The following is a 23,760-nucleotide window of genomic DNA, read 5'->3' as shown; positions in this document are numbered from 1 at the left end:
GGAGAAACAAGCATGACCGCAGGGATCACCGGGGTGTTCTGGCTGCCTCGTATGGCCGAAATGAACTCCACCACCCTCAACGCGGGCGCACACGCGATCCCGATCAGCGCCGCCGCCACCTCGTGGGGCACGCTGGCCGCCGCGTGGGGCGACGCCGCCTTCACCATCACCCGCGTGATCGCCGAAGTCGGTGTCGGCCTCCAGGGTGTCAACGGTATCGCCGTGCTCGCCCGGCTGGCGCCCTTCGCGGGCTGGGCCAGCCAGCAGGGCATCGCGGCCGCGGCGATCAGCGGCAAGTGCGCGGCCAACGCCACCGCCTACACCGTCGCCTCGATCGCGATGCCGAGCCTGCCCGAGATCGTCGGTACCAACGCCGCGGTGGCCGCTTCGGCCAACCCGCCCGGTGTCGTGTCCGGCGCCTTCGAGGTGGCCGAAGTCGCGCGCCACGCCATGGACATCCGCGCCGCGCTGGTGATGGAGACCTACGAGGCCGCCACGTCGGCCACCGTCGCCGTGCCCAGCGAGTTCACCATGCCGCCCGCCATCGCCAGCGGTGCGGGCTCCGCCTCGCAGGGCGACTTCGGTGGCGGCGATCCGCTGCAGACCGCGGTCGCCGCGGCGCAGGCCTTCGTCTCCAACCCCGGTGTGGTCAGCGCGGCCACCCAGGCGGCCAACACCGCGGGTGGCGTGCTCACCAGCGGCGTCAGCACGGTCGGCAACATCGGCGCTTCCGCGATCTCGGCGGCCACGGCCACCGTGCCCGCGGGCACCGCCGCCGCGCCCGTCATGGCGGGTGTCGGGGCTGCCGGTGCCGCGGTGGGTGGCATGGCCACCACCTCGGCCGGTCTCGGTGGCGTCAGCGCGGGATCGCTGAAGCTGCCCGAGGGCTGGGGTGCGCCCGCCGCGAACGCGTCAGCGAGCGCGCCGGTCTCGGAATCGGTCGTCAACCGGGTGGAGAGCGCACCCGTGCGCAACACCAACAGCGGCGCCAACCCGCTGATGGGCAACCGGCAGAAGGGCGAGGAAGACGACGAGCACGATGGCATCGACTACGTGCGTTCCGACGAGTTCACCGACGGTCGCTACGCGGCCGAAGGTGTGATCGGCGCCGACCTCGCCGGAACGGCCAAGTGACGGTTCTCGGCACGGGCAGCGGAGGTTCGCTGCTCGGCGCCGTCGTGCTCTCGCTCGACGACATGCAGTTCCTCCTGGAGAAACTGGAATTCGACGAGATGCCCGTGGTACTCGACGCCATGGGCCGCTATGACAACGTCACCGCGCACGACGCCGCCATGAACGTGGCGCAGGCCGCCCTGGCCGAACGCGAGCTGCTGTTCGGCCAGGAGGTGGCACCCGAGCTGGCCGAACGGCTCCGGGTGCTCTACCGGCCGCAGTGGATCATCGCGCTGCGGTGGGTGGTGGCCGGCCAGGTCAACCGATTCTGTCTGGCGCAGGGCGACGACCGCGCGGTCGTCGCCCTGCGCGGGCCGGAGTCCTACGTCATCGACGACGCCGGTCTCGATCTGCCCGGCGCGGTGCTGCAGGCGCTCGGGCCGGTCGAAGCGCTCGAGCTGTACGGGATGAACGCTCCCACCGAACAATTGGCGCCGATCTTCGGCGACACCGGTGACGCGGCCGCCACCACGAAGCGCCTGACAAAGGTGGGCAACCCGGCCACCGACGCGCAGGCACTGGCCTCGGCGCTGGTGGAGATCCACTCCTACGCCGAGATCGTCGGCGTGGCCTACGGCGACGGCACCCGCGATATCCAGGACAACCACATCGCCGTATTCAACACGCGCGCAGGCAGGTTCATCATCACCGCCAGCGTCGCCGACGACGGCGTGAAATGGTCGTCCATCGCCAGCGGCACCAACGCCCGCCTACGCACCGCGGTAGCCGACCTCATCGAGTCCCTACCGATCCGCACCGAATTCCCTACCGCGGCAGCCACTAACCCGGCGTAAGCCCCCCCGAACCGCACCCAAACACCAAACGCCCCCACAACTCAACCGCGAACCGGAGGCGCAGCCGGAGCGTTCAGCCCATGGGGTCGTCGGCCGAGGGGTCGGCTTTGATGGTGAACGGTGGGGTGAATTTGCCCCAGCGTAGGCATTCCCAGCCGCCGTCTTCGGTGGGGAGCAGTTCGATGGTCTCGGTGTTGTCGAGGTGGTTGTTCGTCGTGAACGGCGGCGCCACCCCGGCCAGCGCCTTGCCGATCAGGCGCATGGCGGCGCCGTGGTTCACCACCACGACGTCGGCGTCGGCGTCGGGGGTCAGGAATTCCTCGCGCAGGCCGCCGAGGACGGGCAGGATGCGGGCCAGCACTTCGTGGCCGGATTCGCCGCCGGGGGCTCTGACGTCGAGTTCGCCGAGGTGCCAGCCGCGATAGATCTGCTGGAAGAGTTCGTGTGCTTCCCGGTCGGAGCGGCCGTGCAGATCTCCCACCTGCACCTCGTACAGGCCGTCGAGGACGTGGGCCGGTGTGCCGGTGGCTTCTTCGATGTGGCTCGCGGTCTGGCGGGCGCGCAGCGCGTCCGACGACACCAGCACCTGGGGCGCGCGCGCCAGGCCCGCGCCGAACGCTTTCGCTTGCGCCACACCACGTTCGGTGAGCGGCAGGCCGGGCACGGCGGTATCGAGGATCTTCGCGACATTGCCCTCGGTCTCGCCGTGGCGCACCAGAATCAGTTTCGCGCGGGTAGTCATAGGTCCGCGACCCCCTTTCGCAATTGCGTCAACCATTCTGCCGCCGGTTCGTCCGACGGCGGTGGCGTGCCGACTGCCGCTGTCGCGGGCCATGACCCGAGGAAGCGGACATGGGCCGTGCGGTGCAGGGCCTTCAGGGTTTCCGCTACCGCCGGGTCGTCGAGGTGTCCGACACAGTCGAGATAGAACCGGTAGGTGCCCATGCCGGTGCGGGTCGGCCGCGATTCGATGCGCGTGAGATCGACCCCACGCGTGGCGAATTCGGCGAACGCGCGCATCAGCGAACCGGGCTCGTTGGGCAGTTCCAGCACGACGGAGGTCCGGTCGGCGCCGGTGGCGGCGGGTGCGATGCCCGGCTGGGTGACCAGGACGAAGCGGGTGATGGCCTGGTCGTGGTCGGCCACGCCCGCGGCCAGGGTCGCCAGGCCGAGTCGTTCGCCTGCCAGCGCGGTCGAGATCGCGGCATCGGCGGTGCCTGCGACCACGTCTTCGGCGGCCGCCGCGTTGGACGCCGAGGTGAACGGGCGCGCCGCCGGCATGTTCCGGGCCACCCACTCCCTGACCTGCGCCGCCGCCACGGGATAGGCGGCGAGTGAGCGCACATCGGCGAGCGAGGTGCCGGGTCGCGCCAGGATCGTGAAGGTGACCTCCAGCTCGGTTTCGGCCATGATCTGCAAGCGCGGTCCGATGGCGAGGGAGTCCAGGGTCGCCGGGATCGAGCCCTCGACCGAACTCTCGATCGGCACCACCGCGCCGTCGACCTCCCCGGTCCGGATCAGGTCGAGCGCCGCCCCCTGACTGGGCGCGGCAATCCGCTCGACCGGCCCGTCGAAGGCCCCCGAGGTCTCGAACTTCGCCAGCGCCATCTCGGTGAAGGTCCCGGACGGCCCGAAATACGCAATACGCGGCACACTGCAACTTTAGCGGCTGGCGCTGGGTGGGTTTCGGACTCGACGGTCGGCATGTGGTGCGCTGGTTACCGCGTGGCGGCCGGGTGTTCGGTGAGGACACGTCGGGATCAGTGGTTCGGGGTAGTTGTACAGGGCTGTGTTTTTGGAGCGCTGGCGCGCTCGAGCGGGGCCCTGGCGGCCCCGATCTTCCCTCCCTACGGGTACTCCTTCGTCGCACCCTTCGGTCAGTCCAGATCGGGGCGGGCCCCTTTGGGTACAGACACATCAGGGGTTACCCGGCCCAGGTTGTGTACTTCGGTGGGCTCATCGGGTTGCCCGGCTCGGGGGTTAGTGGTCCAGTGCTCGCAGCGCCTCGGTGATTGCCTGTTCGTTGGGGGTTTCGATGGACAGGAGGACGGTGCGGGTGGCCTCGATGGCGGCGGGCTTCAGTGATTTCAGGAAGGTCAGGTCGGGGGTGGTGAGGGCGGTGGGGATGTCTTCGCCGCAGAGGGCCGCTACGGTGCCGGCGACCACGGCGAGCGCGCGGGGGCCGCTGGTGGTGCGGGCGACGAAGCCGTGGTCGGCGTGGGCGATGCCGGCCAGGAAGGCGGTGAGGTCGGGGTCGGGGATGTCGACGTCGACGGGGGTGGGGGAACTGCCGTCGGGGCGGACCAGGTCGGCCACGAGGCTGCGGCGAGCGGGGGCCGACAGGTTCAGCAAGACGGGTTCGGCGGGGGCGGGATGGTCGTCGCCGTGGTCGTCGTGCGTCATCGGTCCACCGTATCGGGTCGATTCATCGGGGTGTCCTCTTGCGCGGCGGGCGTTTGTAACTTAGCTTAGGTTTACCTAATCAAACGTTCGCGGAGGTTGTCATGTCGAGCCCCACAACGATCCTCGCGCCGACCACCGCCGAGCGGGTGCGCAGTGCGTGCGCTCATGCCGAGACTGCGGTGCTCGCGCTTCCCGGGATCGACCCGGTCCCCACCACGCTGCACCACCTGCGCCGTTGCGGCGACGCGGTGATCGCGGTGCCCGGGTCCTCACTCGCGGCCGCGCTGGCCGCCACGGCCAACGAGACCTCGGCGGTTCTCGAACTCACCGATCACGCGCCCCTGCCGCTGCGTGAGCCGGTCAGGGCGCTGGTGTGGTTGCGCGGTTGGGTGCGCCAGGTCCCGGAGCAGGCACAGCGCGCGCTCGCCGTCGAAATCGCCAAGGAGTACCCGCATCCGGGACTGCTCGATGTCGGGCACGGCGTCACGCTGCTGCGGATCGTGGTGAACTCGGCGGTGCTGGCCGACACCGCGGGCGCCGAATCCGTCGACCACGCCGACCTGCGCGCCGCCACGGCCGACCCGTTCTGCGAGCTGGAAAGCGCCTGGCTGCAACACATGTCCGAGGATCACGCCGACGTGGTCGCCCAGCTGGCCCGGCACCTGCCGACCCGGTTGCGGGGCGGGCTGGTGCATCCGCTCGCCATCGACCGCTACGGGCTCACGCTGCGGGTCGAGAGCAACGACGGCGACCACGATGTCCGGCTGCCCTTCCCCACCCCGGCCGACGACATCGAATCGCTGAGCCGCGCGGTCCGGGTACTGGCAGGCTGCCCGTTTCTGAACGGCCTGCGCCGCATCTGATCTGGGTTCTTGGAGCGCTGGCGCGCTCGAGCGGGGCCCCGGGGTGCCCCCTTTGGGTAGAGACACATCAGGATCACCCGGCTCAGGCGGTGGGGGGAATGTTCCGCTCTGCGGCTCGGGGTGGGGGCGTCTCACTTCGGGTTGCCGGGCACGGCGGGAACCGGCTGCGACGTGTTCGCTGCTTACACTGCGCGGCATGCGTGTCGATTCTCCCCAGGCCCCGCTGAGCGAGCGCGACAGGTTCGGGCTGCGAGTCGAGATCGCGATCGTGCTGCTCGTGACCTTCGGGTTGAGTGGGATCAGCGCCGGTCTGTCCCTGCTCGATTCGGCGTTGTCGCCGGGTGGGGTCGGTGGGCGGACGGTGGCGTTGAACGCGTCGCGGTCGAACAACTCGTTGCTCGATCTGCTGTTCCAGCTCGTCGGGGTGACCCGGCTGTTGGCGTGGGCCGCGCTGGGTCTGTATCTGTTGTGGCGCAGCGGGATCGGGCCGACATTGATCGGGCTGGCGCGGATTCGGCGCGGGGATGTCGTGGCGGGTCTGGTGCTGGCCGCGGTGATCGGGGTGCCGGGGCTCGCGCTGTATCTGATCGCGCACGCGATGGGGGTGAGCGTCACCATCGTGCCGAGTTCACTGTCGGAGCACTGGTGGCGGCTGCCGGTGCTGGTCCTGTCGGCGTGTGCGAATTCCGTCGCCGAGGAAGTGCTGGTGGTGGGCTATCTGATCACCCGGCTGCGCAGGCTCGGCTGGTCGGAGAACTCGTCGCTGGCCGCGTCGGCGCTGTTGCGCGGCAGCTATCACCTGTACCAGGGGATCGGCGGCGGCCTCGGCAATATCGTGATGGGGCTGATCTTCGGCCGCTACTGGCAGCGAACCAATCGCTTGTGGCCGCTGATTCTGGCCCACGCGACGATCGACGCTGTCGCCTATCTCGGCTACAACGTGCTGCGCGGACGCGTCGGCTGGCTGCCGTGAGACGCGCGTCCGTTCACTGATGTGGACGGCGTGTCGCGGCGAGTTTCACCACATCACCGCGTTTCGCGCTAACAGTGGCCCGCCAGCGGGGTATCCCAGTAGTAACCGAGCGCGCAGAACCGGCTTGCGCTCTCCCCGATCAGTAGAGTTTGACGGTGATGAACGGCGACGATCCCCGCGAGGACCCCCGTAGACGCCGGGTGCCGCCGGCGTCCGGCCGCCAAGGCGGTCCCGCGATGCCCCCACCAGGTCGTCCCGTGCCGCCGGGCCGCGCGATGCCGCCCGATCCGCGCTACGGCCGCCCACCAGGCAACGATCGCCGCCCGAATCCCGAGGACGGGCCGACGGTGCGCTACAACCCGGCGCCGCCCCGGCGCGGCGCCTCGCACGTAGAACCCACCCAGGTGCTGCACCGCGGCAACTCCGGCGACCAACCGCTGGCCTATTCGCAGATGCCGTACGAGCGCGAGAAGCCGCGTCAGCCACCCCCGCCGCCGCCACGTCGCGAGCAGGTCAGGCACGCGCCGACCCAGCGGCCGGTTCCCCATCACGACGCGCTGCCGCCCCGCCGCAACCCCCCGCCGGTCGTCGGGGGCAGGCAGCCGCAGCCCCCGCGGCGCAGGCGCAAACGGCATCCGTTCCGGTGGTTCACGGTGATCGTCGTGCTGTTGATCGCCGGCCTCATCGCCGCGGTCGTGAACCTGGACAACTCGCTGACCCGCATCACCGCGCTGCCCTCCTACAGCGACCGCGTGAGCAATACCCCGGGCACCAACTGGCTGCTCGTCGGCTCCGATGGCCGCGGTGACCTCTCGACCGAGCAGGAACAGGAACTCGCGACCGGCGGCGACACCGGGCCCGAACGCACCGACACGATCATGATGGTGCACATCGCGTCCTCCGGCCCGACCACGATGGTGAGCCTCCCGCGCGACTCCTACGTGAACATCCCCGGCCACGGCAAGGACAAGCTGAACGCGTCGTTCGCGCTCGGCGGCGCTCCGCTGCTGGTCCAGACGGTGGAGGAAGCCACGGGAGTGCGAATCGACCACTACGCGCAGATCGGTTTCGGTGGTTTCGCGAGCGTGGTCGACGCGATCGGCGGGATCGAGATGTGCCTGGACGAGCCGATCGTCGACCCGCTGGCCGGGCTCGACCTGGCCGCGGGTTGCCAGACACTGTCCGGCCCGCAGGCCCTCGGATTCGTGCGCACCCGCGCGACCCCGACCGCCGATGTCGACCGGATGAACCGCCAGCGGATGTTCATGGCGGCGCTGTTGAAGAAGGCGACGGGCACGGGCACCCTCGCCAATCCGTTCGCTCTGTGGCCCATGGCAACCGGGGTCGCGGGGTCGCTCAAAGTCGACGACGGTGACCACATCTGGAACCTGGCCGCGCTCGGCTGGGCGATGCGCGGCGACACCGTGACCACCAGCGTCCCGATCGGCGGATTCGACGACACCGACGTGGGCAATGTGTTGCTCTGGGACAAGTCGAGGGCCTCTGGTTTCTTCGAGGCGCTCGCGACCGATCAGCAGATTCCGGAGGAGCTGCTCACGCGGTAACGTCGAGGTATGCCCGAAAACCTGTCGTTCACCGAACTCCTCCGTGACCAGGTCAGAGCCGGTCTGACCGCGGCGCATCAGTATCTGGCCGCCGCCGTCTATTTCGACGCGCAGGATTTACCCGAGCTGGCCGGGCAGACCTACGCGCGTTCGACGTCGAATCATGGGCACGCGATGCGCATGGTGCAGTACCTGCTCGACCGCGATGTGCCGATCGCGATCGGCGGGCTCGACGAGGTCCGCTCGGAATTCGATTCCCCGCGCGCCGCGATAGCCTTTCTGCTCGACCGCGAACGGGTCACCACCGCGCAGGTCAGCGCTCTCGCCGCGGCCGCGCGGGAGAGCAATGATTTCCTCGGTGAACAATTCATGCAGTGGTTCCTGGGCGAGCAGGTCGACGATGTCGCCGCGATGACCACGCTGTTGACCGTGCTCGACCGGCAGGACAACCTGTTCGACGTCGAGGAATTCATCCGCCGTGAACTCAGCGGGGCGGTGCGAATCGATACCACCGCGCCCCGAATGGCAGGCGCGACTTAGGCATACCGTCGGAGGGTGCGCAGCTGAGGAATGGCTGCGCATCGCCGTTTATTAGGAAATACTTGGTTAGGGAATACTGTCCTCAATAAGGCTGCACTTGGATGACAACCCCCTATGACCAGCATTAATGTGGCGGCCATGTCGATTCATCCGGAAGCCCCGCGAAGCAAGTTCCACACTCTGCTCCAAGACCAAATCCGGCATGAGTTCAATGCCGAGCACCAGTACATCGCGATCGCGGTGTGGTTCGACAACCACGACCTGCCGCAGCTGGCCAAGCGTTTCTACGCCCAGTCGGTGGAGGAACGAAATCACGCGATGATGATCGTGCAGTACTTCGTCGACCGCGACATCTCCGTAGATATCTCGGGCATCGACGCGGCGAAGTCGAAGTTCGAGTCCGCCCGCGAGCCGATCGAACTGGCGTTGACCCAGGAGAAGACGGTCACCGATCAGATCGTCCAACTGGCCAGCACCGCCCGCGAAGAGGGCGATTACCTCGGCGAGCAGTTCATGCAGTGGTTCCTGAAGGAACAGGTCGAAGAAGTGGCGCACATGACGACGCTGCTCAATATCGCCGATCGCGCCGGGTCGAACCTGTTCGACCTGGAGGAGTTCATGTGGCGCGAGCTGAGCACCCCGAAGGACGCGTCCGGCGCTCCGTCGGTCGCCGGCGGCAGCGTCTAGCTCGAACGCAGAAGGATTCGGCTCGCGGGCAGCGAGCCGAATCCTTTGTGCGCGTTACCAGCCTGAGCCGGAGCCGCCCGAGCCGGTGTTGGCCAGCACGGTGCCGATCAGGATCTGGGCGAGACCGGCGATAGATCCGAGAAATTCCACGATGCCTCTTACTTTCCTTGTCACCGATTGTCCGGTTCAGTCGTGAACCTAGCCGACCAAATCTGTGAAAGAGGCATGTTTCATTAAGTTCAGCGCAGGGTGACCTGACGCGAACGCAGACCGTCGCGCGAACGACGTTCTTCGCTGGTCATCGGCGCTTCCGAGGCCAGCGCCTCGGCCAGGCGAGCACCGAATTCACGTGCCGGAGCCTCCCATTCGGCCGGGTGCCGCTCGGGATCGAGGTCGAACACCGGCACCAGCAGACCGTGTGTGCGGAACGAACCGGCGAAGCGCGAACCCTCACCCAGGTGCAGGCCACCGGTGGCGTGCACGCGAGCCAGCGCCAGCATCAGCGCGTCCTCGTCTTCGGGACGCACCCAGCGCACATGCGCCTTCTCGCCCGCGTCGACCCACCAGGCCGCGCCGACGGAATCCGGGCCGAGGTCCAGCCGCGCCGACGGCATGATGGCCTGCTTGGCCTGCTCGATCGTCGCCGCCACCTGCGGATCCGGGGTGACGCCCTCGGGCACCCACCAGTCGAAGTCCTGGTGCACGGTGAGCTCGAGATCGGCGCCGGGATCGATGACATCGGCCAGGCGCGGACCGCCGTCGGCGGCGTCGGCGGAGTTCAGCGACTCACCGGGCTCGGCCGACTGGGTCCACAGGATCGCCGCGGCGATATCGGCCGACGGGTCCTCGCCACGGAACTGCATCTGCGTGCCGACGAAGCCGACCGGCTCGTCACCGGCGCGCACCAGCGCGGCCACCGCGCCGGGCAGCACCGTCGCCAGGGTGACCTCACGCTGCGCGGCCACACCGGGCGCGAGCTTCAAGGTCGCGGTCGCCGACGGCACGAACTCCCGCAGCGCCACCAGATCACATTCGGCGGCAAGACCCTCGAACGGCCGTGTCACGGCCGCGGATGCCTGCTCCTGCGCCGCACGCCGCTGCGCGAGACGCTGAGCCCGATTACTGTCGGGCTTCGGACTGTTCCGCTTGCTTTTACCCACGCGTGGAGTTTATGGCCGGGCAGCGTGTTCACTCACCGCGACCCCTGCGCGGACACGAGCGGGGCGGTCAGACTCCGGCCAGCAGGGCTTTCGTGCGCCCCGGGTGGTTGGTGGCGACCCAGCTGACGCCCAGGTCGGCGCACAACGTCACGTCCTCGGGATCGTCGACGGTCCAGCAGTAGGTGGCCCGGCCCGCCGCGGCGGCCTTGTCGACGAGTTCGGGATGCTCACGCAGGGTTTTCACCGACGGCCCCACCGCGGTAGCGCCGACCGTGGTGGCCGCGCCGCCGCCGAGAAACCGCGACGATTCGCCGAGCAGCACTGTCGGCAGCAGCGGGGCGGCGCGGCGGATCCGCCAGACCGCGGTCGCCGCGAACGACATCACCACCGCGCGGGAATGATCGGCCGAGGCGGGCGTGGCGATGCCGAAGCGCTGCAGTTCGGCGAGCACCTTGTTCTCCACCAGGGCGCCGTAGCGCACCGGGTGTTTGGTCTCGATGAACAGCTTCGTCGGGCGGGTGCGCCAGTCGAGGACGAGTCCGATCAGATCGCTGAGCGCGAGCACGCCCTGCGGCGTCTCGTCGGTGCCGAAGTTCATGTCGCGCAGTTCGTCCAGCGTCAGTTCGCTGACCAGGCCGGTGGCGTCGGCGGTGCGATCGACGGTGCGGTCGTGCACGCAGACCAGGTGTCCGTCGCGGGTGAGCCGGACGTCGCATTCCACACCGTCGGCCCCCTCCTGCAGGGCTAGCTCGTACGCGGCGAGGGTGTGCTCGGGTCGTGCCGCCGACGCGCCACGATGCGCCACCACGAAGGGTGGGCGATTGTTCTGGCTCACTTGGCCACGACCTCCTCCTGCGTATTCTCGCCTGCCCGGACCGAATCCGCGCGTTCGAGCTCATCGTGCCCGGCGTCCTCGCGCACCGCGACAGCGCCCGGCTCGACGGGCGCGATGACGACCTGCGCGGGGTCGGCCGCCATCACCCAGCGATGCGCGGACCGGATGCCGCCGCGCAGGTCGCGACCTTCCAGCGTGCGCACCATCCACAGCGTGAGCACCGCGAACCCGGCCGCGCACAGGTTGGTGAAGCCGGTGAACGAGACACCGTCGGCCTCGGCCTGCAAGGTCGACGCGTCGCGCCACAGCGTCGCCGCGATCAACAACAGCCCGCTGACCACCCAGGCGGCCCACCAGATCCGCACGGCCCGCCACGAGCGCGGATCGGGGTCGGCGCCGAGGAGTTCGGTGAGGAACACGCCCGGCCAGACCAGATTGACGCCCGGCACCAGGCATCCCGCGATCAGTGACCAGCGCTTGCGCGGGTCACGCTTGCCGTAGGCGGTGAACACGATCGTGCGCGCCTCGATCAGCCAGGCGACCAGCGATACCGCGGTCACCAGCGCGTAGATCGGCGCGATGACGCCGAACACCAGCACCGTCGCGTCGGAGATCGACAGCAGCCAGCCGGGGATGAGCCTGGCGCGGTTCTGCAACAGGATCAGGTAGCGGCCGTACTCGGCCAGCCCGGCGAGCAGGAAGACGATCGTGGTGCCGATCAGCAGCCGGTCGCGATGGGCGGCGATGCCGCGCAGTGGGCGTTCCGGTGTCGAGACCGGTGACGGAGGCGGGTCGAGCAGGCCCCAGCGCGGGGTCTGGACGTAGCGCGGGGTCGGCCCGAGCGGGGCCGAGGTGGTGGCGCCCGCCTTCCGGGTGCGGTGATCGGGTCGGCGCGCGACCCAGCGGTAGTTGCGCTGGGTGGCGGGCGCGTCGACCTTGCCGGGCGAGAGCAGCACCCCTCGGCAGCGCGGGCACCAGTGCATCGGCGCGCCCTGCACGGCCCACCGCGCACCACAGCGTGCACATGGTTGCACCACCGAACTCACCCGCGCACCCCGCTTCCGGACTAGTAGATCTTGGCTTCGTGGTCGCCGTCGGCGACCACCGGGCGGCCGGTCTGCTGCCAGGCCACCATGCCCCCCGCGACGTTGACCGCCTCGTACCCGATGTGGGCGAGATACCGGACGACCTCGATGGACCGGCCGCCCTGTCGGCACACGACGTAGAGCTCGGCGTCGATATCGAGCTCGTCGAGGCGGGCGGGCACGTCGACCATCGGGATGTGGATCGCGCCCGGCGCGTGCCCGAGGTTCCATTCGTCGGGTTCGCGCACGTCGAGCAGCTGCGCGCCCGGCGCCGGGTCCGCGCGGTCGAACGCGGCGGGTACCGCACCCACCGGCACGGTGGGGACATCGGAGCTCGTCACGCCTCGATCCTGCCATGCCAGGCGCGTTGCCGGGCGCGCCTGGGCGAGGACGAGGTGTTGCGGGGGCCTCAGCTATCGGTCAGCACACGATCAACGGGAACCGGCTGCCGACGACGTCGACAGCCGGGTGTAACCAGCCGGGAACGACCGATCCGGGACTCCCCTCCATGTCATCCCGGAGCGGTCGTTCGCCGCTGACGTCGGGATTCGTGGAGTGTGTTCTGTCCCGACATCTACTTGGACGCAAGCGGGGCCGATTCGGTTCCATAAAAACGAGAACACTAGAGAAAATCTTAAATCCTGGGATCTGGGCGGCCAGATCGGTAGCCTGGGCGCATGAACGTGAGCAGGGGGCTACTCGACAGTTTCGACATCAACGGCTTGAATACCGCTTTGTCCGAATCCACGTGTCTAGGGGTAGAAGTGGATGCCGCGGCGGGCCGGCTGCAACTCGCTCTGGAGGTGCTGACGCTACCCACGGATGGACCCGCGCCGATCGACGCGAAAGTTCTGCTCACCTTCACCGGAGTCACCCGCGTCGCGGCCTCCCTGCGCATCCAGCGCTGGGACGATGTCGACGCCCGTGTGCTTCCCCTGAGCCTCGACCAGCTCGACGAGGCCATCGAGAGCTTCGGCGGCGGCGGGCTGCACGGCTGGGAGTTCATCGACCTCGACGACAGCGGCTGGACACTGTGGAGCGAGTTGCTCAGCTTCGACACAGTGCTCGATCAGCGCATCGCCGCGCACGTCATCGAGTTCTCCCAGGAAGAAGGCATCGACCCGCGCGAACTCGACGTCCGCGTGTGGTTCGACAAGATCTCCGTCACCGACACCACGGGGCGCGAGATTCCGATGAACGAGTTCATCGACGGTGGTCGGCGCTGGTGGGACGCGCACGCCACCGGCGACGCCAGGACCACCACCAAACCCGACATCGCACCGCCGCTGTAGTTTTGGAGCGCTGGCGCGCTCGAGCGGGGCCCGTCGGGCCCCTGATCTTCCCTCCCTCCGGGTACTCCTTCGTCGCACCCTCCGCTCGGTCCAGATCAGGGCGAGCCCCTTCAGAAAACATTCAGGCTGAGGGAATCGGGGGCACAATTCGCGGGTTGCACGGGGCGGGTGTACGAATGATGGTTGGTGTTGTCGTCCGAACTGGGCGCACACAGCCCGACACACGGAAAGGGACATCGTGGCCGTCTACACGCTGCCGGAACTGGATTACGACTTCGGCGCACTGGAGCCTCACATCTCCGGTGAGATCAACGAGATCCACTACACCAAGCACCACGCCGCCTACGTCGCAGGCGCGAACAAGGCACTCGAGCAGCTCGAGGAAGCCCGTGAGTCCGGCGACCTGGCTGCCATCCTGCTGCTGGAGAAGAACCTGGCCTTCCACCTCGGTGGCCACTACAACCACTCCGTCTGGTGGAAGAACCTCTCCCCCAACGGCGGCGACCAGCCGGACGGCGACCTGGCCGCGGCCATCGCCGACCAGTTCGGTTCGTTCGACAAGTTCCGCGCGCAGTTCACCGCTGCCGCCAACGGTCTGCAGGGCTCCGGCTGGGCCGTCCTGGGTTACGACACCCTCGGCCAGAAGCTGCTGACCTTCCAGCTGTACGACCAGCAGGCCAACGTGCCCACCGGCATCATCCCGCTGCTGCAGGTGGACATGTGGGAGCACGCCTTCTACCTGCAGTACAAGAACGTCAAGGCCGACTACGTGACGGCGTTCTGGAACGTCGTCAACTGGGCTGACGTGCAGGACCGCTTCGCCCGGGCCGTCGGCCAGGGCAAGGGCCTGATCTTCGGCTAGTCCGCCTCTCCGCGTATTTTGCCGGTCGTAGGTAGCTCCTCGGGTTCTTGACCGGACTCGCGGTCGTGTGCCCCAGGCTTCTGGGCGTGCCCGACGAGTTACCCATGTTCTTGCGAAATCAGGCGTTACGCGAAAGACCTTCCGGTCATTGACTGGGAGGTCTTTTGCGTGGATTGCCCGATCTGGCACTCATTGGTACTTGTGTGCCAGACGGGTTTGGGGTTATTCCTGTCATACGGGCACAGTCGCCCCCGGTAGTCGGGAGGCCATCATGAATACACAGGGTCCGATCGGGATCACGCCGTTTCAGGCGCGTGGACGATTGAGCGGGTTCGTGGTGTCGGGGCGGTGGCCGGATACCACCAAGGAATGGGCGCAGGTGCTGGTGCTGGCCGTCCGGGTGGCGTCGATGCCCGGCTTGCTGGTGACCAGCACGGTGTTCGGGGTGCGCGAGGAGCTACCCGACGACCCGGAACCGGGCACGGTGGGCCTGGTGATGGCGGAGGGACCGATACTCGGGGACCAGGCGATCGAACCCGGCCGGTTCGCCGCGCACACCCCGCCCGCGCTGCTGATGCTGCATCCGCCGTCGGAGACCCGGCCATCGCTGCCCGAATGCGCGGGCGCGGCCTCGGGCTGCGTGCTGCTGCCCGGCGTGCCGCACCTCGGTTTGGAGCATCGCGCGGCATGGGCCGAGGCCGAACTCGACGGCACGATCACCTCGCTGGTGAGCCGGGTCGGGATGGATCTGATCAGCGATCCCGATACCGCGGTGCTGGCAATGCTGCTGGCGGCCTGAATCTTTCGCCCGCGACGGGCGGGCGAATGTCTGGCAACGGGTCTGCATGCCACCGAAATCAGGGAAACCGAACTATCACCGCCGCACACCCAAACTTATTGCGCCCATTGAGATTTGGATTACCAGGACTTGGCATACCAGGAGCAACCGGGCTAGAGTGGTGGACAGCGAAGGGGAGTAGCCCGCAATCGCTCAGTCGACATACTGATCGCCGCCGAATTCGGCGCGGTCCGGCTGAGTGAACCGGTGACCACCGGTGGGCGAGACCTTCGGCCACGAACCGATCCGTCGACCGGTGTGGCTGAAGGCGCACCCGTCTCTCAGCCGCAGGCCGGAGTATTTTCCTGGGAGCTGACTTCATGATCGCCACGATCCTGCTGAGCTTCGGCGTGCTGTTCCTCGCCGAACTCGGCGACAAATCGCAACTCATGGCGCTGACCTTCTCGCTGCGCTACCGCTGGTGGGTGGTGCTGGCAGGCATCAGCGTCGCCAGTGTGGCCGTGAATCTCATCGCCGCGGGCGTCGGCCACTTCCTCGGCACCGCCCTCCCCGCGAACGCCATCGCCGTCGTCACCGCGCTCACCCTGCTGGTGGTCGGCCTGTGGACCTTGCGCGATGCGCTGAGCGGCGACAACGACTCCGAAGAAGCTCCGGAGCCGCCGAGCGCCCGCAACGCCTTCCTGGTGGTCATCTCCGCCTTCACCCTCGCCGAACTCGGCGACCGCACCATGTTCGCCGCCGCCGCTCTCGCCTCCAACAACAACTGGCTGGCCGTCTGGATCGGCTCGGTCGCCGGCATGGTCGCCGCGGGCGGACTGGCGATCCTGGTCGGCAAGTTCGCGGGTAAGCACCTCCCCGAACGCGGTATCGCCATCGCCTCGGGCCTGCTGTTCCTGTTCTTCGCGGGCAAAACCGTCCTCGACGCGTTCGTGCCCGCGCTCAGCGGTTGGGGTTCGGCGGGCGTCGCGTTGATCGCCCCCGCGCTGCTCGGCCTCGGCGTCCTGGTGTGGCGCAGGCGCGGGCTGTCCGCGACGCGGGCGAGCGAGCTCGCCGAGTCCGAACCCTCGATCCGGAGCTAGGCGAAGGCGTTGCCGTAGAGGGTGCCGGAGCGGCGGGCCAGGGCGATCAGCTGGTCTTTGATGGCGCGCAGGCTTTCCGGATCGTCGGCGGCGATGCGGCCGGTGACCATGGCGCCGATCGCGGCGGCCAGGGTCGCGCAGGCGAATCGCTGGTCTTCGGATTCGGCGCCGAGCATGGTGGAGACCACCTCGACGAATCGATGCTGCAGGGCCATCCGCGCCTCGATGGCCGACGGGCCGACCGCGTAGACCTCCACGAGGAACAGTCGCGCCGAGGCCGGGTCGTCGATCATGTGCTCGAAGTAGGCGGTGAGGATGCGGTCCATTCTGGTGAGTGCGTCGGTGCCTGCGCAGTCGGCGATCACCGTCTGGAGCTTCTCGGCCAGCGCGCTCGACACCCGGTCGAAGGCCGCGCTGAAGCAGTCCTCTTTCGACCGGAACAGCTCGTAGAACGTTTCCCGTGAAACCCCGGCGCGCTTGAGTACCGCCGCGACCGGCGTGCCCACATAGCCGCCCACGGTCATCGCCTCCCCCATCGCGACGAGAATGCGCTCACGCTGAGAGGCGATGACTTCTTCGCGCGACAGGTGGTGGCGGCCACGCGGAAGTTGTTGGCGCAGGGTCGAATCGCTCATGGTTGCCGTTCCATTCTGCGGGGCCGGGCCGGCTGTTCGGTGGTGAAGGGGACGTCCTCGGTGCGGGCGATGTCGATGGCGCGGGCCAGGCGATCGCCCTGCACGCGCTGCACCACCAGTTGGGCCAGCGGCCGGAACGGCCGGACCAACGCTACCCACCAGGGGGAGACAACGGTCTTGCGTCGCCGGGCGATGGCTCGTTCCAGCGCTTCCACCGCGGGTCCGACGGGTGAGCTCCCGGTGAGGCTGGTCTCCCCCAGCACCGTGTGCGCGGCGGCCGTTCCGAAGCCACGCACCGTCATGTCGGTGTCGATTCCGGCGAAATAGCTGACCCCCACCTTGGCCCCGGTCGACCGCAGTTCCGCGCGCAGCGTGGCGCCGAGCGAGGCGACCGCCGCCGCCGAGGCGCTGTAGGCCCCGCCGAGCGGCAACTGCACGGCGGTGGATATCGACGACATCATCAGCACATACCCGCCCGGATGCGAAAGATGCGCACCCGCCGCCGACACCGTGTAGGCGACCCCGAGCACGTTCACCGCGAGGGTTTCCTCCAGCACCGACGGATCCCCGCCGATCATCGCCATCTGCTTGGCGACGCCCGCGTTGGCCACCAGCACATCGAGCCCGCCGAGTTCGGCGACCAGCACCTCGACCACCCGCTCGACCTGCCCCCGATCGGCCACATCGCAATACCGCCACGGCACATCGCCGCACTCCGCGGCCACTTCCGCGAGCAGTTCCGGCTCCAGCCCGAGCAAGGCGACGTGGGCCCCGTGCGCGGCCAGCCTGCGAGCGAGCGCGGCACCGATCCCACGAGCGGCCCCGGTGATCAGGACCTTGCGTCCGGCCACCGAAGGACCGGCGAACGATCTCATGACGGCACGCTACCACCGGCAAACACCCGTGTTCACGACGATTTCCCCAGCACTACGGATGCGTGTTCCAGACCACACCCGATCCACGCTAGGGTGCCACTATTGGCAAGCGGCACAATAAGCCGCCATTCAATACAGGAGGATTTGTCGTGGAGATTTCGGGTTCCGCTGCCATCGTGACGGGAGGCGCGTCCGGCCTCGGCGCCGCCACCGCCAAGCGCCTGGCCGACGCGGGCGCCACTGTGTTCGGGCTTGATGTTCCCGCGTCCATCGAGCGCGCGGGCGACAACGTCCCCGCCGGCGTCACCTTGATCGCGGCTGACGTGACCAGCGGTGACGAGGTCGCCGCCGCGATCGCCCAGATCACCGAGGGCCCGGCGCCGCTGCGCATCGTGGTGAACTGTGCCGGTGTCGGCTGGGCGGGTCGCATCCTGTCCAAGAACGGCCCGCACGACCTGGAGCTGTTCCGCACCGTCATCACCGTGAACCTGCTCGGCACGTTCAACGTGATGCGCCTGGCCGCCGACGCCATCGCCAAGACCGAACCGGTCGACGAGTACGGCCAGCGCGGCGTGGTCATCAACACCGCCTCGGTCGCGGCCTTCGAGGGCCAGGTCGGTCAGATCGCCTACTCCGCGTCCAAGGGCGGCGTCCACGGCATGACCGTCCCCGCCGCGCGCGACCTCGCCCAGTTCGGCATCCGCGTCAACACCATCGCCCCCGGCATCATCGATACCCCGATGCTCGCCGGCGTGACCCCCGAGTACCGCGCGGGCCTCGAAGCCGGGGTCCCGTTCCCGTCGCGCCTCGGCCGCCCCGACGAGTACGCCCAGCTGGTGGAGTACATCGCGTCCCACGACTACCTCAACGGCGAGACCATCCGCATGGATGGCGCGCTGCGCATGGCCCCGCGCTAGTCACGCGGCATATCCACACGGCGCTCTGCCCACCCGGGCAGGGCGCCGTCGGCGTCTCAGGGCGCGGTGCCGATGCCGAAGAGGGCGGTGGTGCGCAGCGGGGTGTTCGGGCGGTAGGTGACCGTGAGGTGGGCGATGGCCGCTTCGCTGCGGCGCTGCCATTCCTGCTCGCCCACTTCGTCTCGCACGACGGCCAGCGGCGCGCTGCTGCGGGTCAGGGATTCCCACAGGGCGGTGGCGTCCGGGTAGCTCAGCTCGGCGGTGTGCTGCTCGATTTGCACGTCGAGCAGGCCCGCCGCGCGCATCTCCGCGCCGAACACTCTGGGATTCTCGAGGCTGCGCGAATCCGGTTGCGGGAGTGTGGCCGTGGGGTCCGCCGCGGTCAGCGCGCCGAACAGCGCTCGCATGAGGGAGGATTCGGCCGCGGGCGCCCAGGCCGCGACCACCGCGGTGCCGCCGGGGCGCAGGACACGGCGCAGTTCGGCGAAACCCGCGGGCCGGTCGGGGAAGAACATCAGGCCGAACAGGGAGAAGCCCGCGTCGAATCGGTTGTCCTCGTAGGGCAGGGCCTGTCCGTCACCGACCTGCGCGGTGACCGTGGGCTGGTCGGCGGCCGCCGCGACCAGCTGTTCGATCATCGACGGCGAGAGATCGATGGCGTGTACGCGGGCGCCGAGCTCGGCGGCGGCGATGCTCAGCAATCCGGTACCCGCCGCGATGTCGACGATCTCCGATTCCGAGCTGAGAGTGACATATTCGAGTGCGTGCGCGGCGAAGGGCGCGAGCACGGTCGCACCGGTCTCGGCGTATCCCTCGGCGACGAGGTCCCACGGGCGAACAACGGAGGACAACTGTTCTGACATAACAACATTCATACCGGGCGGGTGAAGGTGATCAGGGCCCGGCCGGGGCCGTTGTAGTCGGGGACGGGGCCGGCGACCGCGAAGCCGAGGCTGCGGTGGAAGTCGATCGAGGTGAAGTTGGCGGGCGAGGTGATCGCGGTGACGGTGGTGCGGTTGTCGGAGCGTGCGATGGTGAAGAACGCTTCGTAGAGGGTTCTGCCCAGGCCGGCTTTGCGGGCGTCGGGGCGAACGGCGACGAAGTGGATGTAGGCGGTGCGGGGGTCGGAGGGCGAGCCGAAACCCACCAGGAAACCGGAGATTCCGTTGCCGTCGGAGGCGATCAGGCTGGTGCGATGGAAGTGGTCGAGGAACATCCGGGGGAGGTTGTGGACGGCGGCTCTACCCCACCAATTGTCGACCACACCGATGATGCTGTCGTAGTCGCCGGGTCTCGCGCGACGAATTTCGTGCCCAACCATCACTCCATGGTGGACCTGATGTGACCGGTCAGCACCGGAATTGCTGGTGAACTGTTGCGCCTCCCCGCGACTTTCGCCGGTCGCGGGGAGGCGGGAAGGTCCGTTGTTCTCAGACCGTGCGGGTCAGGCGCTCGGTCAGCAACTGGGCGAAGCGGGCGGGATCTTTGAGTTCGCCGCCTTCGGCGAGAACCGCTGTGCCGTAGAGGAGCTCGGCGGTTTCGGCGAGTTCGGGAACCTTGCCTTCGTCCGCGTCGGACTTGCGGGCGTCGTAGGCGTCGCGCAGACCCGTCACCAGGGGGTGGGTCGGGTTGAGCTCGAGGATGCGCTTGGACTCCGGCAGCGCCTGACCCGAGGCCCGGTACATGCGCTCGAGCATGGGGGTGAAGTCGTAGACGTCACCGACCAGGCAGGCGGGTGAGGTGGTGAGGCGGTTGGTGAGGCGAACCTCCTTGGCGACCTCGGTCAGCGTGCCGCCCAGCCAGGTGAGCAGGTCGCCGAAGTCCTTGTCCTGCTGCTCGCGCAGGGCTTCGGTTTCCTTCTTCTCGTCCTCGGTCTCCAGGTCGACCTCGCCCTTGGCGATGGACTGGAAGGTCTTGCCCTGGAACTCCGGCACCGAACCGACCCACATCTCGTCGACCGGGTCGGTCAGGATCAGCACCTCGCGACCCTTGGCCGTGAAGGCTTCCAGGTGCGGCGAATTCTCCACCTGCGCACGGCTTTCGCCGGTCATGTAGAAGATCGAGTCCTGGCCGTCCTTCATCCGCTCCACATAGTGCGCGAGCGTGGTGAGCTCGGACTCCGAGGCGGTGGAGGCGAAAGACGAGACGGTGAGCAGGGTTTCGCGGTTGTCGGTATCGGAGAGCAAGCCCTCCTTGAGGACTCGGCCGAACTGCGCCCAGAACGTCTGGTACCTGGTCTGATCCTCGGCGCCCTGCAAGTCCTTGACTGTGGAGAGCACCTTCTTCACCAGGCGCTTGCGGATCATCTGGATCTGGCGGTCCTGCTGCAGGATCTCGCGCGAGACATTGAGCGAAAGGTCCTGGGCGTCGACGACGCCCTTGACGAAGCGCAGGTACTCCGGCATGAGTTCTTCGCAGTTGTCCATGATGAACACGCGACGCACGTAGAGCTGCACCCCGCGCTTGTGCTCACGGGTGAACAGGTCGAACGGCGCGATCGACGGAATGAACAGCAGCGCCTGGTATTCGAAGGTGCCCTCGGCCTTCATCGGGATGATCTCGAGCGGCTCGTCCCAGGCGTGGCTGACGTGGTGGTAGAACTCCTTGTACTCCTCGTCGCTCACCTCGCTGCGCGGCCGCGTCCACAACGCCTTCTGCGAGTTGAGGATCTGGTCCTCGACGATGGTCTTCTCGACCTTGTCCTCGCCCTCGCCCTCGGTCACCGTGCGCTCGACCTGCATGCGGATCGGCCAGGCGATGAAGTCGGAGTACTTGCGGACGATCTCGCGCAGCTTCCATTCCTGCGTGTAATCGAAGAGGTGATCGTCTTCGTCGGCGGGCTTGAGCTCGAGGGTCACCGAGGTGCCCTGCGGGGCGTCGGCGACGGTGTCGATGGAGTAGGTGGAGCTGCCCGCGGCGGCTTCCCAGCGGGTGCCTTCGGTCTCGCCCGCCTTGCGGGTGGTGAGGACGACCTTGTCGGCGACCATGAAGGTGGAGTAGAAGCCGATGCCGAACTGGCCGATCAGCTCCTCGGCGGCGGCGTCGGACTTGGCCTCGGTCAGCTTGCGGCGCAGGTCGGCGGTGCCGGATTTGGCGAGGGTGCCGATCAGGTCGATCACTTCGGCGCGGGACATGCCGATGCCGTTGTCGCGGACGGTCAGGACCCGCTTGTCCTGGTCGACCTCCAGCTCGATGTGCAGGTCGGAGGTGTCGGCGCCCAGGTCTTTGTCCTGGTAAGCGGCAAGTTTGAGCTTGTCCAACGCGTCGGAGGCGTTCGAGATCAGCTCCCGCAGGAAGGTGTCTTTGTTGGAGTAGACCGAGTGGATCATCAGCTCGAGGAGCTGGTGGGTCTCGGCCTGGAACTCGAGGGTTTCGCCGTGCTGCTCAGTCACGCCCCCGATGGTATTACCGTCCGAAATCGGCCAGTGAGGGAACCTCGTCTACGGCCCGCTTCGACATCCAATCGCGCAGCACCTGGGTGGCGCGGACATCGTCTTCGTTGTAGACGAACAGGCGGGTGCGCTGGGACATGTCGACGGCGTCGTCGTAGCCGACGGCGCGGCGATACCAGCCCATCGATGCCTCACCGCCCGCCTCCGGATCACGCCAGCCGAATCCGGCGACCGGCGCGATCTTCTTGAGTCCCTTGCCGTTCGGGCAGATGAACTGCTCGGTGACGGCCTGGAACATGTCGACCCATTCCTTGGAGTCGACGAACGCGCGCACTTGCTCCTGGGTCGGCACACCGGGGCGGCCGGCGAACCGGCGGGCCGATTCGTAGAGCCACTTGTCCTCGGCGGTTCGCGAATAGCAGTAGGCCGCAAAGGTTTTGCCCTGGGCGTGAGCTTCGGTACGCCGCTCCATCAGCCAGGTCCAGAACTCGCCGAACGAGCGGCCCTCGTCCTCGGTGGGCAGCGGATCCCAGGTGACGAACGGGCGGTAGACGTCGTCGAGCAGAGTGCCCCACAGGTAGGCGCCGTCTTCCTGGTAACTCTCCAGGTCGACGTCGATCTCCACATCGGCACGACGCACGCTGACCTGCTCGAACCGGCGCACCAGCGGGGCACCGTCGATCCAGGCGCGGGCGGTGACGACGGTTTCGGCGAACGGGCCGTGCTGCCAGTCGTCGGGGTCCTCGCCCTCCCAGGCGGCCAGTTCGTCGACCGTCTCGATGCCGTGCAGGCGCAGCACATCGGCGCGCGAGCCCGGCGCGACCAGGCTCACATCCCGCATCCGCGCCAGCGTCGCCTCACAACTGGGTTCGGCTGTGCCTGACTGCTGCGCTCCCGAGGGCCCTGCGTGGTCACGCTCCGCTACCGCCTCCGGGCCCGCCGGTCGCTGCGCCTCGGGCCCGCGCAACCACCACGGGCACTGCCTGCACTCGGGCACCTTCGACGGCTGGGTCGGCAGTTCGCCGCGCACCACCGCGATGCGGTCGGCGTAGCGCCGGTCGTAGTCGGCCAGCACGTTCGTCAGATCGTGCACCAGGATGCGGTCGCTGACCAGGCCGATCGCGCCGCCGATCAGGGCGGGGCTGGCCATTCCGTAGCGCTGCAACATGCGGTACAGGTGGGCCAGTCGCTGCTGGTCGCGCGGCTGCGGGCGCAGTTTCACATGCTTGTCGCGGCGGGGCTGCCAGCGGAAAAGGTCCGAGGTCAGCGGGTGGAAATCGGCCGGGTCGGGCCTGCGCGGGTCGGTGACCTTGTGGTTGACCACGATGATCGGGATATAGCCGCCACGATCGTCGTCGCGCAGCAGGATTTCGGCACCGCCGCGTCGACCGGTATCGGCCTCCTGGGGCAGCAGCCCGCCCCAGATGCGCGGGGCGCCCGCCTCGATGGCGGCCATCGTCGCCGCGGCCTTGGCGGCGCCACGCAGTTCCGGGTCGATCACCACCCAGTCGGCGGGGGCGGCCGCGACCAGCTCGTCGCGGACTTTGGTGCGATGGGCGGTGGCGGCATCGCGGCGCTGCTGCACGCCCGGATCCTCACGGACCTCGGCGAGCACGGCCGGATTCTCGGCGTCGAGCCGCAGGCGATGCCTACATCCGATCAGTGAACGCGCGTCCAGGAAGGCGGTGCGGAAATCCGCAGCGGAAGCGGGGACCGGGCTACGCTCCGGCCCACCGTCGAAGTCGTCCTCGGCTGCACGCACGCAAGCAGTATGGGCCTTACCCCCGACACAATGCCCAATCGCTACCCTGCTCCCACTACGCTACGAAGA

The 23,760-nt window shown here is 68.3% G+C and carries 25 protein-coding genes; 12 read left to right on the top strand and 13 right to left on the bottom strand.

Annotated features, from left to right (window positions below; genetic code table 11):
* The first annotated feature begins 12 nt into the window (after positions 1–12).
* On the top strand, positions 13–1,134 hold the full coding sequence (locus ACFWFP_RS18855) for a PPE family protein (RefSeq protein WP_379296631.1): 1,122 nt from the start codon (positions 13–15) through the stop codon (positions 1,132–1,134).
* On the top strand, positions 1,131–1,967 hold the full coding sequence (locus tag ACFWFP_RS18850) for an ESX secretion-associated protein EspG (RefSeq protein ID WP_379296629.1): 837 nt from the start codon (positions 1,131–1,133) through the stop codon (positions 1,965–1,967). The genes ACFWFP_RS18855 and ACFWFP_RS18850 overlap by 4 nt, the downstream gene beginning before the upstream one ends.
* Before the next feature lie 73 nt (positions 1,968–2,040).
* On the opposite strand, the gene ACFWFP_RS18845 is transcribed toward ACFWFP_RS18850, so the two are convergent.
* The 3 genes from ACFWFP_RS18845 to ACFWFP_RS18835 all read right to left on the bottom strand — a co-directional run bounded on the left by ACFWFP_RS18845 (position 2,041) and on the right by ACFWFP_RS18835 (position 4,370).
* Positions 2,041–2,709: a histidine phosphatase family protein gene (locus ACFWFP_RS18845; RefSeq protein ID WP_379296627.1), complete on the bottom strand. Its 669-nt coding sequence runs from the start codon at positions 2,707–2,709 to the stop codon at positions 2,041–2,043.
* Positions 2,706–3,620 (bottom strand): prephenate dehydratase, encoded by a 915-nt coding sequence (gene pheA / locus ACFWFP_RS18840; protein WP_379296625.1) that lies wholly within the window; start codon positions 3,618–3,620, stop codon positions 2,706–2,708. Before pheA ends, ACFWFP_RS18845 begins: the two co-directional genes overlap by 4 nt.
* Before the next feature lie 327 nt (positions 3,621–3,947).
* The gene (locus ACFWFP_RS18835; RefSeq protein ID WP_379296623.1) at positions 3,948–4,370 is read right to left on the bottom strand and encodes a hypothetical protein; all 423 of its coding nucleotides are present in this window, start codon (positions 4,368–4,370) and stop codon (positions 3,948–3,950) included.
* Positions 4,371–4,471: 101 nt separating this feature from the next.
* Between ACFWFP_RS18835 and ACFWFP_RS18830 the strand changes: the two genes are divergently transcribed.
* The 5 genes from ACFWFP_RS18830 to ACFWFP_RS18810 all read left to right on the top strand — a co-directional run bounded on the left by ACFWFP_RS18830 (position 4,472) and on the right by ACFWFP_RS18810 (position 8,998).
* Positions 4,472–5,233, top strand: a complete 762-nt coding sequence (locus ACFWFP_RS18830) for a DUF2470 domain-containing protein (RefSeq protein WP_266294944.1) — start codon at positions 4,472–4,474, stop codon at positions 5,231–5,233.
* A 196-nt stretch (positions 5,234–5,429) separates the two neighbouring features.
* Positions 5,430–6,206: a CPBP family intramembrane glutamic endopeptidase gene (locus ACFWFP_RS18825; RefSeq protein WP_379296620.1), complete on the top strand. Its 777-nt coding sequence runs from the start codon at positions 5,430–5,432 to the stop codon at positions 6,204–6,206.
* Positions 6,207–6,364: 158 nt separating this feature from the next.
* Complete coding sequence (locus tag ACFWFP_RS18820; RefSeq protein WP_379296824.1) at positions 6,365–7,771, top strand: LCP family protein; 1,407 nt, start codon at positions 6,365–6,367, stop codon at positions 7,769–7,771.
* Positions 7,772–7,780: 9 nt separating this feature from the next.
* Entirely contained in the window at positions 7,781–8,311 is a 531-nt protein-coding gene (locus tag ACFWFP_RS18815) for a ferritin (protein WP_379296618.1), read from the top strand.
* A gap of 138 nt (positions 8,312–8,449) precedes the next feature.
* Complete coding sequence (locus tag ACFWFP_RS18810) at positions 8,450–8,998, top strand: ferritin (protein ID WP_379296616.1); 549 nt, start codon at positions 8,450–8,452, stop codon at positions 8,996–8,998.
* Positions 8,999–9,237: 239 nt separating this feature from the next.
* On the opposite strand, the gene ACFWFP_RS18805 is transcribed toward ACFWFP_RS18810, so the two are convergent.
* From ACFWFP_RS18805 to ACFWFP_RS18790, 4 genes are all read right to left on the bottom strand, one after another.
* On the bottom strand, positions 9,238–10,158 hold the full coding sequence (locus ACFWFP_RS18805) for a DUF5926 family protein (RefSeq protein ID WP_379296614.1): 921 nt from the start codon (positions 10,156–10,158) through the stop codon (positions 9,238–9,240).
* A gap of 67 nt (positions 10,159–10,225) precedes the next feature.
* A complete protein-coding gene (locus ACFWFP_RS18800; protein ID WP_379296612.1) occupies positions 10,226–10,993 on the bottom strand; it encodes a glycerophosphodiester phosphodiesterase in 768 nt (255 codons plus the stop codon).
* Positions 10,990–12,030 (bottom strand): DUF4328 domain-containing protein, encoded by a 1,041-nt coding sequence (locus ACFWFP_RS18795; RefSeq protein ID WP_379296610.1) that lies wholly within the window; start codon positions 12,028–12,030, stop codon positions 10,990–10,992. Before ACFWFP_RS18795 ends, ACFWFP_RS18800 begins: the two co-directional genes overlap by 4 nt.
* A 29-nt stretch (positions 12,031–12,059) precedes the next feature.
* Positions 12,060–12,419, bottom strand: coding sequence for a rhodanese-like domain-containing protein (locus tag ACFWFP_RS18790; RefSeq protein WP_379296608.1), 360 nt, complete (start codon positions 12,417–12,419; stop codon positions 12,060–12,062).
* Between the two features lie 336 nt (positions 12,420–12,755).
* Here ACFWFP_RS18790 and ACFWFP_RS18785 point away from each other — a divergent pair, with 336 nt between their 5' ends.
* The 4 genes from ACFWFP_RS18785 (at position 12,756) to ACFWFP_RS18770 (ending at position 16,110) form a co-directional block, all read left to right on the top strand.
* A complete protein-coding gene (locus ACFWFP_RS18785) occupies positions 12,756–13,370 on the top strand; it encodes a hypothetical protein (RefSeq protein ID WP_379296606.1) in 615 nt (204 codons plus the stop codon).
* A 238-nt stretch (positions 13,371–13,608) separates the two neighbouring features.
* Positions 13,609–14,232, top strand: coding sequence for a superoxide dismutase (locus ACFWFP_RS18780; protein WP_194825332.1), 624 nt, complete (start codon positions 13,609–13,611; stop codon positions 14,230–14,232).
* Between the two features lie 271 nt (positions 14,233–14,503).
* The gene (locus tag ACFWFP_RS18775; RefSeq protein ID WP_379296604.1) at positions 14,504–15,031 is read left to right on the top strand and encodes a peptidase; all 528 of its coding nucleotides are present in this window, start codon (positions 14,504–14,506) and stop codon (positions 15,029–15,031) included.
* A 359-nt stretch (positions 15,032–15,390) separates the two neighbouring features.
* On the top strand, positions 15,391–16,110 hold the full coding sequence (locus tag ACFWFP_RS18770; RefSeq protein ID WP_379296602.1) for a TMEM165/GDT1 family protein: 720 nt from the start codon (positions 15,391–15,393) through the stop codon (positions 16,108–16,110).
* Here the strand turns inward: ACFWFP_RS18770 and ACFWFP_RS18765 are convergent.
* Together ACFWFP_RS18765 and ACFWFP_RS18760 are read right to left on the bottom strand one after the other, a co-directional pair.
* On the bottom strand, positions 16,107–16,745 hold the full coding sequence (locus ACFWFP_RS18765) for a TetR/AcrR family transcriptional regulator (protein WP_379296600.1): 639 nt from the start codon (positions 16,743–16,745) through the stop codon (positions 16,107–16,109). The genes ACFWFP_RS18770 and ACFWFP_RS18765 overlap by 4 nt on opposite strands.
* Positions 16,742–17,620 carry an SDR family NAD(P)-dependent oxidoreductase gene (locus ACFWFP_RS18760; RefSeq protein ID WP_379296598.1) on the bottom strand — a complete coding sequence of 293 codons (879 nt, stop codon included), beginning with the start codon at positions 17,618–17,620 and terminating at the stop codon, positions 16,742–16,744. Before ACFWFP_RS18760 ends, ACFWFP_RS18765 begins: the two co-directional genes overlap by 4 nt.
* A 149-nt stretch (positions 17,621–17,769) precedes the next feature.
* Here ACFWFP_RS18760 and ACFWFP_RS18755 point away from each other — a divergent pair, with 149 nt between their 5' ends.
* Positions 17,770–18,537, top strand: a complete 768-nt coding sequence (locus ACFWFP_RS18755; RefSeq protein WP_379222154.1) for an SDR family NAD(P)-dependent oxidoreductase — start codon at positions 17,770–17,772, stop codon at positions 18,535–18,537.
* Positions 18,538–18,593: 56 nt separating this feature from the next.
* Here the strand turns inward: ACFWFP_RS18755 and ACFWFP_RS18750 are convergent, their stop codons facing one another.
* The 4 genes from ACFWFP_RS18750 to ACFWFP_RS18735 all read right to left on the bottom strand — a co-directional run bounded on the left by ACFWFP_RS18750 (position 18,594) and on the right by ACFWFP_RS18735 (position 23,691).
* The gene (locus ACFWFP_RS18750) at positions 18,594–19,400 is read right to left on the bottom strand and encodes a class I SAM-dependent methyltransferase (RefSeq protein ID WP_379296596.1); all 807 of its coding nucleotides are present in this window, start codon (positions 19,398–19,400) and stop codon (positions 18,594–18,596) included.
* 8 nt (positions 19,401–19,408) lie between these two features.
* A complete protein-coding gene (locus ACFWFP_RS18745) occupies positions 19,409–19,858 on the bottom strand; it encodes a GNAT family N-acetyltransferase (RefSeq protein WP_379296594.1) in 450 nt (149 codons plus the stop codon).
* Positions 19,859–19,967: 109 nt separating this feature from the next.
* A complete protein-coding gene (gene htpG / locus ACFWFP_RS18740) occupies positions 19,968–21,929 on the bottom strand; it encodes a molecular chaperone HtpG (RefSeq protein WP_379296592.1) in 1,962 nt (653 codons plus the stop codon).
* A 13-nt stretch (positions 21,930–21,942) separates the two neighbouring features.
* Complete coding sequence (locus tag ACFWFP_RS18735) at positions 21,943–23,691, bottom strand: TM0106 family RecB-like putative nuclease (RefSeq protein WP_379296590.1); 1,749 nt, start codon at positions 23,689–23,691, stop codon at positions 21,943–21,945.
* Between the last annotated feature and the right edge of the window lie 69 nt (positions 23,692–23,760).

This window comes from Nocardia sp. NPDC060249 (genome assembly GCF_042728755.1).
Lineage (GTDB): Bacteria > Actinomycetota > Actinomycetes > Mycobacteriales > Mycobacteriaceae > Nocardia.
This window is presented reverse-complemented; position numbering and strand designations above follow the sequence as displayed.